The following is a 13,246-nucleotide window of genomic DNA, read 5'->3' as shown; positions in this document are numbered from 1 at the left end:
TTGGGGGAAGTTGAGAATGAAATCGATATATGAACCATTACATGTTCCAGCACGAACGATAATGACACCTGGTCCAGTTGAAGTAGATCCAAGAGTTTTACGAGCAATGTCTTCTTCTATTTTAGGACAATTCGATCCTAGTTTTACATCCATAATGAATGAAACTATGGAGCTATTACGAAAAGTTTTACAAACGAAGAATCATTGGGCATACCCAATAGATGGTACCTCAAGAGCTGGTATTGAAGCTGTGTTATGTAGTGTCATTGAAGAAGGAGATACTGTTCTAGTTCCTTCCTTTGGGCGATTCGGTTATTTACTAACAGAAATTGCAGAACGATGTGGTGCAAATGTCCATTTAATGAATTGTGATTGGGGTTGTGTATTTGACCCAGAATCAGTAATAAAAGAAATAAAAAAAGTGAAGCCAAAGATAGTAGCAATAGTTCACGGTGACACATCTACTGGTCGTATGCAGCCATTAAAAGAAATTGGGTTTGCATGTAGGGAAGCAGATGCTTTGTTTATTGTTGATGCAGTAGCTACTGTAGCAGGTACAGAAGTGAAACCAGATGATTGGATGGTTGACGCCCTTATTACTGGAACACAAAAGTGTATTTCCGTTCCTTCAGGTATGGCACCTATTACGTATAACGAACGAATAGAAAGAATCGTTTTACAACGAAAGTCTATTGAAAGAGGTATTGCAACGAAGGATCACCTTTTATCTAATAACGTAAATAGAAGAATTAGAAGTAATTATTTTGATTTAAGTCAGCTGCAGGATTATTGGAGTCCAGAACGTCTTAACCATCATACAGAGGCTACTTCCATGCTATATGGGTTATATGAAGGTCTAAGTGTTATTGTGGAGGAAGGTCTAGAAGAAAGGTTTCGTCGTCACCGTCAGAATGAAAGGGCATTAGTAGCAGGTATTGAAGCCATGGGTTTATCATTATTTGGTGATAACAGCTGTAAGCTTCCTACTGTTACGTGTGTTTCCATTCCACAGGGAGTGAATGGTGATTCTGTACGATCCATGCTTTTGGGGGAATTTGGGATAGAAATAGCAAGCTCATTCGGTCCATTGCATGGGAAAATATGGAGAATTGGTACGATGGGATATAGCTGTCAAAAAAGGAACATCTTATTAACTTTGGCATCCTTTGAAGCTGTTCTCATCCATCATCAAGTAAAATTAAACATTGGTGCTGGTGTTCAAGCAGCTTTAGATATGTATAAGCAATGGGAAAGAACAGAGACAGAAAGTACCGTTAGTTAAAAGGATGGAAGGTTATTACTATTGGTTTAGGAGGGTTATTCATGAAAATGGACTATCACGCTTTTGTAAATAAGGACTTAAACGTGAAACCTACTAGTAGTGGGAGGTTAGATGGCTTAACCTTTGCCGTTAAAGACATATTTGATATTAAAAATCACACATGTACTGCAGGAAACCCAGACTGGCTTCGAACCCATGATCCTGCAGAAGAATATGCCCCTGCTGTTGCACGTCTTTTAAACAAGGGGGCAAAGTTAGTTGGCACAACAATAACGGATGAATTAATGTACAGTTTAAACGGTGAAAACTATCATTACGGTACACCTGTGAATCCAAAAGATAGTAAACGTATTCCAGGAGGGTCATCAAGCGGTTCTGCTGTAGCCGTTTCAGCAGAGATTGTTGATTTTGCATTAGGAACTGATACTGGGGGATCTGTTCGAATTCCAGCAGCATACTGTGGGATTTACGGATACCGCCCTACCCATGGATTAATTCCTTTAGAAGGGGTCGTTCCTTTAGCACAAAGCTTTGATACGGTTGGAGTTTTAAGTAGAGAAACGAATGTTTTACTCAAAGTTGCATCAACTCTTATTGAAAAAGAGCTAAATGAGACTGGCTTAAAGTTTAAGCGAATTATTATTGGTGAAGATACGTTCTCATTAGCGGATAAAGAAAGTAATGAAGCTTTATCTCCATTTGTTTCTTGGATTGAAAGCTTTGGAAACCAAATCTTTCACTATAAAATAGCGAAAGAAGGCCTACTTACATGGAGCACAGCCTTTAGAACGTTACAAGGAATTGAAATATGGAAAAACCACGGAGAATGGATAAAGAAAGTAAAGCCAACTTTTGGTCCTGACATAAATGATAGATTTCAATGGGCAAGTACATTAAAAGAATTGGATAGTAAACCATACAAAGAATTAAGAGGAGATATCCAAAAAAGAATGACTGAACTTTTAGCAGATGATGGATTATTAGTAATTCCAACCGTTCCAGGAGTAGCCCCTCTATGTCAACAATCTGGAGATGCAATTGAAAAAAGAAGATCACAAACGATGCAGCTTTCCGGTATTGCTGGAATGGCAGGATTACCACAAATAACGATTCCAGTAACGGAGATAAATGGGGTTCCAATCGGGCTTTCCATTATTGCTGGACCTCATGAAGATTTAAGACTTCTACAATGGGTAAACAAGCATCTAAAACAACGAATAAACTAGCTAAATCATTAATAATTGGTAGTTATAACACAGGAAGGAGAGGTTTTGGTGAAATTAATATCTATAAAAAATTCTGGGGAAATAGTTACAGCAATTCAAACAGAAAAAGGATATACCTTAATGACAGATGTAAATAAAGTGTCGAATAGGAAATGGGAAAACACACTTTTAGGCATTTTGCAAAAAGGTCAATTAGATGAAATTGTCCAATGGTTTAATCAAGATGGCTATAAAATGTTAAGAAAGAAACAATCGTTCCAAAGTGAGTTAGAAAATAATCATAATGCGCCTCTTCTACATAATCCAGGGAAGGTATGGGGGATTGGATTTAATTATGCTAAGGGTCAGGCTGAGAAAGATGAATTAGAAACTGATTGGGAGCCTGTTTGTTTTCTGAAGCCTACTACAAGCATCATTGGGTCAAATGAAACAATAGTAATTCCGAGTGAATCAGATAGAACAACGGCTGAAGGTGAGCTTGCAATTATTATCGGTAAGAAATGTAAACACATATCAAAGGAAGATTATAAGGACGTGGTTGCTGGTTACACTACTGCTTTGGATATGACAGCAGCAGACATTCATGAAAGGAATCCACGTTTTTTAGCAAGAGCAAAAAGTTTTGATACATTTGTAAGTATTGGATCTACTCTTATTACGGTGGATGAACTAGAACAAATAGAAAAGCTAAATGTTTCAACAGTTTTAAATGGAAAGGTAGTGTATGAGAATAGCATCCATAATATGATTTATTCACCTGCAAAAATTGTAGCTTTTTTTTCAAGCATTTCAACTTTATATCCAGGAGATATTATTCTAACTGGTACACCTGGACCAGTAGACATACATGAAGGTGATGAAGTAATGTGTACCATTGATGGATTTTATCCTTTAATAAACCACGTAAAGAAGCATATATAATGGATTCGTAGCCCCTCTAATCTTCCTTCTAAAGTTAAAGAAGAAAAACTACTATAAAAAAATGTAGGTTCGTTCACAAAAATGTTAATCAATCTCCCTTAATAAAGCTATTTTTTAGGTTAATATGTGATCAATGGTATTTTAGATTTATGATTTTTTTATTAAATATGTTATTTTTACTTTATATATAAATTTTTAGAATGGCTAAACATAAATTTAAAATCGTTAACCTTTTGGAACTTCGGCGATCCCATTGCCGATTTTTCTTATATAATCGGTTGTTGCTATATAATGATGGTTAAATGCTTTGGAGGTAGAGTGATAAATGGCTATAGTTTCTTTATTGGATGATACGTTGTTTCTTATTTTTATTATTTTATTATTAGGTTCCATTGTGGGACAGTTATCAATAAAAGGGTTAAATTTAGGAGCATCAGGTGTTTTATTAGTAGCAATGTTTTTTGGACATTTTGGATATGAAATTTCACCAGTAGTTCAAAATTTAGGTTTAAGTTTATTCATTGTAGCAGTAGGGCTACAAGCTGGTCCAAGGTTTTTTAGAATGATGAAAAGTAGTGGTATTATTTTTGGGATAATTGGATTTATGGTTGTTGCTATTGCATCCGTTACGACAATTATTGTATCAAAGCTATTTAATCTGTCTGCTCCATTAAGTATTGGATTAATGACTGGTGCACTTACAAGTACACCGGGTTTAGCTGCAGCCCTCGATGCAACAAATGACCCGATTGCATCAGTGGGATACGGAATAGCATATCCATTTGGGGTTATTGCAGTTGTCATATTTGTACAACTTTTGCCACGTATTTTAAAAGTAGATTTAGAAAAAGATTTGAAAAGAACAGTTGGTCCAGTACGACATAAAGGTTCTCCTCAATCAATGATGATTCGAATTGAAAATGAAGCGATGGATAAAAAGACTATAAAAGAGTTAAAGCTCGATCGAAATAATTCAGTTGTTATTAGTAAGGTTGTTCGGGGAGACAGAAGCTTTTTAGGAAGGAATGACACTGTATTATTAATGGGTGATGAGTTAATAGCAGTGGGCTATCCAGATGACCTTAAACGATTAAAGGATGAGGTTGGAACAGAAGTATTACAGAAGGTCGAATATAAGGATAATTTAAGCTTAAAGCGAATTGTTGTTGATTCCCAAGATTTAATTGGTAAGAATTTACGTGAGATTAAGTTAAGGGCAAATTACGGTGTGAACGTTACAAGCATGGAAAGAGGTGGATTTGAATTTAATCAAAGCGCTACTTGGAGGTTTGAACGGGGTGATGTCCTTACAGTTGTAGGAAGTGAAAGACGATTAAAAGAGGTAGAAAAATTATTTGGATCTAAGCAATTAACAGAAACCCATGTACATATTTTATCTCTTAGCTTAATACTACTTATAGGGATATTAGTAGGAATGCTTCCTATATATATTCCTGGATTAGGAAGTATGACATTAGGGTTAGCTGGTGGTCCTCTATTTATTGCTATATTAATCGGCCATTTTGGTAAAGTTGGACCGATCCAAGCAAGATATTATCAACCATCGAACCGGGTAATTCGGGACCTAGGATTAGTCCTGTTTTTAGCAGGGGCAGGAACAACTGCAGGAAGTGGATTAGTAGAAGTTGTTTTAATAGAGGGAATCGGATTGATCATTGGCGGTGCTTTAATTACAATAATTCCAATATTCCTTGGCTTTTTATTAGCAAAAAAAATATTTAAGTTAAGCATTATCCATTCGTTAGGAGCACTATGTGGTGGGATGACAAGTACACCAGGTTTAGGTGCTTGTAACAACCTAATTGATTCAGAGGATCCAGCAATCGCATATGCTGCCGCGTATCCATTCGCATTGATTTTTGTTGCAATCTCAGCTCAATTGTTGGCGTTAATACTGTAGAATATCTATAAAAAAATGAAACCTTTCCTACTCTCGTTCGGTAAATATAGTAGTGCTCAAAATACTTCATGTAAAAATGTATAATCTTTTTCTAATGTAGTGATTTGTAGGTCTTACTTATGTTACGATTTACAGATACTGTATTATTTGTGTAGCGAACTAGGAGGGGTGGTGAATGATTCAGTTTTTTAGACGTCTCGCAAGAACTAGGGGCTTCTCTAAATTAGTCGATAATGCAGAAGACCCAGAAGTAATACTTGAGAATTATGTGAAAAATGTGTGGAATGAAGTATCAGAGACGGAAATCGCTACCTCGAAAATGATCGCTGAAGAAAAACGTCTATTAAAGCAGTTGAATGAAGTGAAGCTCAAGCTACAAAAACGGGAAGAACAAGCACTAAACGCTGTAGAGATCGGAAATGAAGAATTAGCTCTCCGATATATTGAAGATAAGGCTAAGGTGAAAAAGGAAATAGAGTTTCTTGAAGTTGTTCATGAAAAAACAGAAAGTAAGCTAAGAGAGTTAAAATCCACTCTAAAACAAATGAAACTAGAATACCAAGATCTTGAATTTAAGCTTAATGCTATAAAACATAAAACTGGACCTATTGCTTTAAGTAATAAGAAAGAACTACACTCATTGGACAATGAGGATAATTTGGAGCTTGAGAGGTTAAAAGAAATTATAAAGAAAAAAAATGGGCGGGATAAATAATGGAACTTTTTGGATATTCTTTGGAAACAATTTATTTATTCGGATTTATTGTAAGTGGCGTTTTAACATTAGTTTATATATTATTAAGTGATTTCATTGAGGGCATTTTTGAAGCTCTTTCCGAAGGTCCGATCAATCCTACACTCATTTTGTCTTTTTTAACTTTTTTCAATTCAATGGCCTATGTAATTGAAAGTTTTACAGAGGTACATAGTCTCATAGTCTTAGTTGTCTCATTATTCAGTGCTTTTCTTCTTGTAACATTATTAAACATTTTCATTCTGATACCTTTATCAAAAGCAGAAGCAACTTTAGCCTATTCAGACGAGGATTTAAAAGGAAGAGTAGGAAAAGTCATTCTTTCAATTCCAGAGGATGGTTTTGGAGAAGTTATGATTGAAGGAACAGGAGGAAATATTGCCCGTTCTGCTGTTAGCTTTGAGGTTCAAGCCATTCCTTATGGTGAACAAGTACTAGTAGTAGACGTAAAAGAAAGTGTTTTACATGTGACACCATATGTAAAATTAGATTAAAAAAATTATTTGGTTAAAACCAGAGGAGGTAAATCATGCCAGGAGAATTTTTATTAATTATTATTGGTATTGTAGCAGTATTAATTCTTGCACTTATCGGCGTATTTGTTACAAAGTATCGAACAGCAGGACCAGATGAAGCACTCATTGTTACAGGGAGTTATTTAGGTGGTAGAAATGTAAATACAGATGAGTCAGGTAACCGTATTAAGATTGTTCGTGGTGGGGGTACGTTTGTTTTACCTGTATTCCAGCAATCAGAAAAACTAAGCTTACTTTCTAGTAAAATTGATGTATCAACACCAGAAGTTTATACAGAGCAAGGTGTACCAGTTATGGCAGATGGAACTGCAATTATCAAAATCGGTGGATCCATCGGAGAAATTGCTACAGCAGCAGAACAATTTTTAGGAAAAACAAAGGATGATCGTGAAAATGAAGCGAAAGAAGTTTTAGAAGGTCATTTACGTTCTATTTTAGGTACGATGACAGTGGAAGAAATTTATAAAAATCGAGAAAAGTTTTCCCAAGAGGTTCAACGTGTAGCTTCTCAAGACTTAGCGAAAATGGGTCTTCTTATTGTTTCTTTTACAATTAAGGATGTTCGTGATAAAAATGGTTATTTAGATTCTTTAGGTAAACCACGTATTGCTCAAGTGAAAAGAGATGCTGATATAGCAACTGCTGAAGCTGATAAGGAAACTCGTATTAAACGTGCTGAAGCAGATAAGGATGCAAAACGTTCAGAATTAGAACGCGCTACAGAAATTGCTGAATCAGAACGAGCAAATCAATTAAAGATTGCAGAGTTCCGTAGAGATCAAGATGAAGCAAAAGCACTTGCTGACCAAGCATATCATCTACAAGAAGCTCGTTCTAAGCAAGAAGTAACAGAACAGCAAATGCAAATTCAAATTATTGAACGACAAAAGCAAATTGAATTAGAAGAAAAAGAGATTTTACGTCGTGAAAAGCAATATGATTCTGAAGTGAAGAAAAAAGCGGATGCAGATCGATATGCAGTGGAACAGTCTGCTGAAGCGGAAAAAAGAAGACATATGGCTGAAGCGGATGCGAAAAGTTATAACATTGAAGCAATGGCAAAAGCAGAAGCTGAGAAAGTACGTATAGACGGTATTGCAGCAGCGGATGCAGCTCGAGCAAAAGGGGAATCAGAAGCAGAAGTTATCCGTTTGAAAGGTCTTGCGGAAGCGGAAGCGAAAGAGAAAATTGCAGAAGCTTACGAGAAGTATGGTCAAGCGGCTATTCTTGATATGATTTTACAAATGCTACCTACTTATGCAAAAGAAGTGGCTTCACCATTATCTAATATCGATAGTATTACAGTTGTAGACACCGGCTCAAGTGGTGAAAATGGTGGGGCTAATAAGGTTACTGGCTATGCCACAAACTTAATGTCAACATTACAGGAATCTTTAAAGGCTTCCTCGGGGATTGATGTAAAAGACTTAATTGAAAACTTTGCTGGAAAAGGAAATGAAAAATTAAATATTGAACAAATAAAACAAGAATTAACGGATACAAATCTTCCTGAAGATAAACCTTCGGAAAAATAAAAAAAGTATATCTCATAGGGTAACGAATTATTTTTGTACGTTGCTAAGAGAGGCTTCACTGATCATTTAAAAAATGTTACGGAGTTTAAATATTAGGAACGTATTAAGGCATGAAGAATTCAAATTCTTCATGCCTTTTCGTTATTTCATTTTTTGTTTTCGTTTGCGCTTCTATCTTCCTGCAACGCAACATTTGCGGTAGAAAAGGTGGCGCAATCATCTCGCAACCAAGCTTCTTCAGCATTTTAAAAACAAACGTCTCTAGTATAAAGATGTAGTATACTAATGTTAAAATACTCTGAAAATACGAAAGGATGTTACATGTGGAAATACTTTTATGGCCAGATGGCGCACCATTAGCGAAAGGTACGACACCAGAAGATAGCCCAGCAATAACTCCGTATTTAGTAGAGGGAAAAAATAACTCTGCAATCATTATATGCCCTGGTGGAGGATATGCAAGACGGGCACACCATGAAGGAGAACCAGTGGCTAAATGGCTAAATTCCATTGGCATTTCAGCTTTTGTACTGCGCTATCGTGTTGCTCCATATCAATATCCCTGTGCATTATTAGATATACAGCGAGCCATTCGCATGGTACGCTATCGATCAAATGAATATGGTATAAATCCAAATAAACTAGGAGCTTTAGGCTTTTCTGCTGGAGGTCATGTTGTTGCTACAGCAGGAACTACCTTTGACACAGGGGATAAAAACTCTAAAGATCCAATTGATAAACTATCTTCACGTCCTGAGTTATTAATCCTGTGCTATCCAGTGATAACAATGAGAGAACCATTTTTACATAGTGGATCAAAGGATAACTTAATTGGGTCTACCCCTGACGAGGAACTATTAAAAAAAGTATGTAATGATGAAAGGGTAACAGTAGAAACACCACCTACCTTTTTGTGGCATACATCAGATGACGCATCAGTCCCAGTAGGAAACAGTTTGTTGTTTGCTCAAGAGCTTAATAAAAATAAGGTATTATTTGATTTACATGTTTTTGCAAAGGGGCGCCACGGCTTAGGACTAGCTGATGGGGAAGAGCATGTATCTACCTGGACAAACCCGTGTACAACTTGGTTGAAATTTAATAATTTTGTATAAGGATTCTTTGCAATATGAAAATATCTTTCAAATGGGAGGTTAATCGTTACAGGAGAAAGCTTTCACATGTTCCTGTTTCTTCCTCTTCTAGTGATTTTTTGTGTAATTTTCGTCAGATGAAACAACCGTGAAGTGAATGCTCGTCGCTGGCACCCTTCACTCCTGAACCGTTTCTATTTTTAATACTAATCCATAAAAGGAGTTTATATGAAAAAAAAGAGGATCATCATATACTCGTTACTATTTTTCACTTTTTTGTTACTAGCTGTATTAATTATTCAATTGAACAATGGTAAGACAGTAAGCAAGACAATAGAAAGTAGTAAGTACTACGTTCATGTTGATGATTTTGGCGCTGATGGAGATAATTTAGAGGATGACTCACAAGCGATTCAAGCTGCAATAGATCATAGCTATGAATCCAACATTAGTAAGGTAAGACTAACTGGGAATAAGCACTATGTTATTAAATCGGGAATCATTGTAAGAGAAGGTGTTGAGCTTGAGTTTGACCAAAACACTCGTTTATTTATTGAAGGGAACTTTAGAGCAATTGAGTTAGAAAAAAATGCATCTATTACTAATGGAATTATTGAAGTTACAAATAATAGCTTTGATTCAGAAGTCATATATTTAGATGGAAAACACCAATTTTGGTCCTGGGAAAGGACTCATGTAAGAAATGTAACCATTGTGAATTCAAGCGGAACGCGACAAGGTACGGCACTTGCTTTGTTTGCAGATGGTCCAAACCATTTTATTAGTTTTGTAAACTTTACTGACTTAAATATTGTTGGATTTAATAGGGGAATTTACTTAGAAGCTGTGGAACAAGAGAATGATGCGGATTTTACTTGGGTAAATGGTAATCGATTTGTCAATATTACACTAGATGACTGTGTTAATTGTATTGAATTAATTGGCTCTATTACCATTCCATATGAGACGACAGGAAATGAATTTACAAGCTTACAAGTTCAGCTTACTAGTTATACGGAAAGTGTTCTTTCCGTTATGGGATCTGATAATAAATTTGATGGAGTGATTTGGGATGTTCATGAATTAGTTCATGAAGAACCAATTATTACTTTTAGCAGACAATCTACTGGAAACTTTCTAACATCCAATATACTGAGTGAATTCATAAGTGACGAAGGTTATTATAATTATTTTACATCCCCTGTAGAAGAAGCAAGAAATTAAGTTGAATTTAATTTTAATTACACTTACACTCCTCATCCTATATAACGAATGTCCGGAGAGGGAAGGAAGACCATCTATTATTATATAGTTGGTTTTTTTTTGATTTTCTATTAGATATAATAGTGTTCGTTATAAAATATATAAATATACGATATAAAGAGTAAACGAGAGTAATCTTTTGCATTATAGGTAAAAATAACATGTAATACTTCTAAATAGTGATTTACAATTTGTAAAGAAAAATATTAAAATTCAGTATATAGAACAATTGTACGTTATAAAGAATATTGTTTTTATCTTTTTTTTAATCGTGAAGTTCTTTATAAAGAACCTGTTTGTAGGTTGTTTTCAAAAATTCTTTTTAGAAAGAAGGAAATAAAATGAAGGTATTAATAACTGGTGGTGCTGGGTTTATTGGTTCACATATTGTAGAGGAACTGTTGAAAAATCATTATGAAGTTGTTGTTTTAGATAACTTTATTACTGGACATAAAAAAAACATACCTATTGGTGTTAAATATTATGAAGCAGATATTAGGGATTCAGTTGATGAAATATTTAAATTAGAAGAACCTGATTTCGTCATTCATCAAGCAGCTCAAGTGTCTGTTTCAAAATCAATGAAAGATCCGCTGTATGATAGTGAAGAAAATATATTAGGAACCATCAATATATTGGATGCGTGCATAAAGTACAAAACGAAAAAAATTATTTATGCTTCAACCGCAGCTATTTATGGGAATCCAAATTACCTACCGGTAGATGAAATGCATCCTTATAATTCCGTTTCTTTTTATGGTTTATCAAAATTAAATGGCGAGTCTTATATTAAACTGTTTTCAAAGCTTTACGGTATGCAATATACAATTTTACGATATTCGAACGTTTTCGGAATGAGACAGGATACGAATGGTGAAGCAGGTGTCATCGCCATCTTTATTAATAGGCTCTTACATGGTGAATCACCAACTGTTTTTGGAGATGGGAATCAAACAAGAGATTTCATCTTTGTTAAAGATGTAGCACAAGCAAATGTAAGAGCACTAGAGTATGGCCATAACGAAACCTTTAATATAAGCACTCAAACGAAGGTATCAATCAATAAAATTATTGAAGAAATGAAAGCTATTTTGCAAGAACCTATATCTACTCTCTATGGTCAGGAAAGAGAGGGAGATATAAGACACAGTTATTTAAAGAATGAGAAAGCAAAAAATATATTAAGGTGGCAGCCTAAGTATAGACTGCGGGAAGGGTTGCAGGAAACATTACATTATTATAAAGATGAGATGACAAATGATAGGAAGCAAATGATTTAATTACACTCATTAGCTTTCTATATGAATGGGGGAATGATGATGGACGGGAATATTGATTTAAAAAAGTTTTTTGAGATTATGAAAAGAAGAAAGCTAACACTTATTGGGTCCTTTTTAATCGTTTCCATTTTTACACTATTCATTTCCATTTTTGTAATAAAGCCTTCGTATGAAGCAACTGATTATTTACTTGTTGGGAGCTTAGGAAATATTGAGGAACGTGCAGGGACGAATCAAGATATTAATAAACTACTAGCATCAACTATTGATTTTATTAAAAGTCCAATTGTTCTAAGCACAGTAAGTAATGAATTGAACGTTAATATGGGAAGTTTAGAGGAAAAAATAACGGTAAGAAATAATGATAATTCACAAATTATTAATGTAGTTGTTAGGGATAGCTCACCAGAACAAGCAAAGGAGCTCACGCAGGCAATTGCTTTTACGACAGTAGAAAAGATGAATGAATTGTTATATGTAGACAATATTGAAGTACTCAGCTATCAGAATGGATCCATTTCTACGAAACAGATAGGGAGTACTACTGTAAATATTGCTATAGGTATCATGGTTGGCTTGTTCTTAGGAATTGGTTTAGCTATGTTAAAGGAATACTTTGATGATTCAGTAAAAAATTCAAGAGAAGTTGAGGAAATCTTTGGCTTAACAGTATTAGGATATTTAAATTTAGATGAAAAAATTAAGCCTATGAAGAAAAAGAAAAGGAAACCTATAAAAAAGAATTATTTACACAGGGTGAAGGGAGGAGAACTTGGTGCGTAAAAGTAGAAGTAAAACGAAAATGGTTAGAAAATTATCATTACGAGATGATTTAGTTAGTACAGAGCAAATAAGAATGATTTGTTCAAACATAGAAAATGTAACGAAGAAGGAAAAGACGTTCATGATGATTACAACACCTAATCATGAAGAACAAAAGCCGTTAGTTTCTATTAAAATGGCAATTTCCTTTGCTGAGCAAGGGAAAAATGTTCTTTTAGTAGATGCAAACTTTAGAAAGCCCTCCCTACATGATTGTTTTCATTTTAATAACTTAACTGGTTTAACTCATGTCATTATGAAGGAAGAAAAATTAGAATCTTGTATACAAGAAACCTTTATTCATGGACTACACCTTTTACCAACTGGTCCAATTCCCACAAATCCGTTAGATGCTTGGGTGTCTAATAGAGTGTCTACAATTATGAATGAATGGAGACAGCGATATGATATTGTGATATTCGAATCGCCACCTTTTTTGGATGTTGCTGATGCACAAATTGTATCTCAATATTGTGATGGTGTTGTGTTAATGATGAGAGAAAACAGTACGAAAAAAGAGGAAGCTTTATTAACAAAAAACTACTTGGAACGGGCGAATCAAAAAATACTTGGTGTGATCTATTTAACGGGTTGATTTTCCTTTAAGGTGGC

At 34.9% G+C, this 13,246-nt stretch carries 12 protein-coding genes; all 12 read left to right on the top strand.

Annotation, left to right across the window (positions count from 1 at the left end; translation table 11 throughout):
* The first annotated feature begins 16 nt into the window (after positions 1-16).
* Positions 17-1,282: a pyridoxal-phosphate-dependent aminotransferase family protein gene (locus QA612_RS10360; RefSeq protein ID WP_278283744.1), complete on the top strand. Its 1,266-nt coding sequence runs from the start codon at positions 17-19 to the stop codon at positions 1,280-1,282.
* A 41-nt stretch (positions 1,283-1,323) separates the two neighbouring features.
* Positions 1,324-2,508, top strand: a complete 1,185-nt coding sequence (locus tag QA612_RS10355; protein WP_278283743.1) for an amidase — start codon at positions 1,324-1,326, stop codon at positions 2,506-2,508.
* A 48-nt stretch (positions 2,509-2,556) separates the two neighbouring features.
* On the top strand, positions 2,557-3,429 hold the full coding sequence (locus tag QA612_RS10350; protein ID WP_278283742.1) for a fumarylacetoacetate hydrolase family protein: 873 nt from the start codon (positions 2,557-2,559) through the stop codon (positions 3,427-3,429).
* A gap of 325 nt (positions 3,430-3,754) precedes the next feature.
* Positions 3,755-5,350 carry an aspartate:alanine exchanger family transporter gene (locus QA612_RS10345; RefSeq protein ID WP_278283741.1) on the top strand — a complete coding sequence of 532 codons (1,596 nt, stop codon included), beginning with the start codon at positions 3,755-3,757 and terminating at the stop codon, positions 5,348-5,350.
* A gap of 175 nt (positions 5,351-5,525) precedes the next feature.
* Positions 5,526-6,065, top strand: a complete 540-nt coding sequence (locus tag QA612_RS10340; RefSeq protein ID WP_278283740.1) for a PspA/IM30 family protein — start codon at positions 5,526-5,528, stop codon at positions 6,063-6,065.
* A complete protein-coding gene (locus tag QA612_RS10335) occupies positions 6,065-6,598 on the top strand; it encodes an NfeD family protein (protein ID WP_278283739.1) in 534 nt (177 codons plus the stop codon). The genes QA612_RS10340 and QA612_RS10335 overlap by 1 nt, the downstream gene beginning before the upstream one ends.
* Positions 6,599-6,633: 35 nt before the next feature.
* Positions 6,634-8,175: a flotillin family protein gene (locus tag QA612_RS10330; protein ID WP_278283738.1), complete on the top strand. Its 1,542-nt coding sequence runs from the start codon at positions 6,634-6,636 to the stop codon at positions 8,173-8,175.
* A 314-nt stretch (positions 8,176-8,489) separates the two neighbouring features.
* The gene (locus QA612_RS10325) at positions 8,490-9,290 is read left to right on the top strand and encodes an alpha/beta hydrolase (RefSeq protein WP_278283737.1); all 801 of its coding nucleotides are present in this window, start codon (positions 8,490-8,492) and stop codon (positions 9,288-9,290) included.
* A gap of 207 nt (positions 9,291-9,497) precedes the next feature.
* The gene (locus QA612_RS10320; protein WP_278283736.1) at positions 9,498-10,493 is read left to right on the top strand and encodes a glycosyl hydrolase family 28-related protein; all 996 of its coding nucleotides are present in this window, start codon (positions 9,498-9,500) and stop codon (positions 10,491-10,493) included.
* A 380-nt stretch (positions 10,494-10,873) separates the two neighbouring features.
* Positions 10,874-11,812, top strand: coding sequence for an NAD-dependent epimerase/dehydratase family protein (locus QA612_RS10315; protein WP_278283735.1), 939 nt, complete (start codon positions 10,874-10,876; stop codon positions 11,810-11,812).
* A 39-nt stretch (positions 11,813-11,851) separates the two neighbouring features.
* The gene (locus QA612_RS10310; RefSeq protein ID WP_278283734.1) at positions 11,852-12,595 is read left to right on the top strand and encodes a YveK family protein; all 744 of its coding nucleotides are present in this window, start codon (positions 11,852-11,854) and stop codon (positions 12,593-12,595) included.
* The gene (locus QA612_RS10305; RefSeq protein WP_278283733.1) at positions 12,588-13,229 is read left to right on the top strand and encodes a CpsD/CapB family tyrosine-protein kinase; all 642 of its coding nucleotides are present in this window, start codon (positions 12,588-12,590) and stop codon (positions 13,227-13,229) included. The genes QA612_RS10310 and QA612_RS10305 overlap by 8 nt, the downstream gene beginning before the upstream one ends.
* Positions 13,230-13,246 lie beyond the last annotated feature (17 nt).

Source organism: Evansella sp. AB-P1 (assembly GCF_029688925.1).
Taxonomy (GTDB): domain Bacteria; phylum Bacillota; class Bacilli; order Bacillales; family Salisediminibacteriaceae; genus Evansella.
This window is presented reverse-complemented; position numbering and strand designations above follow the sequence as displayed.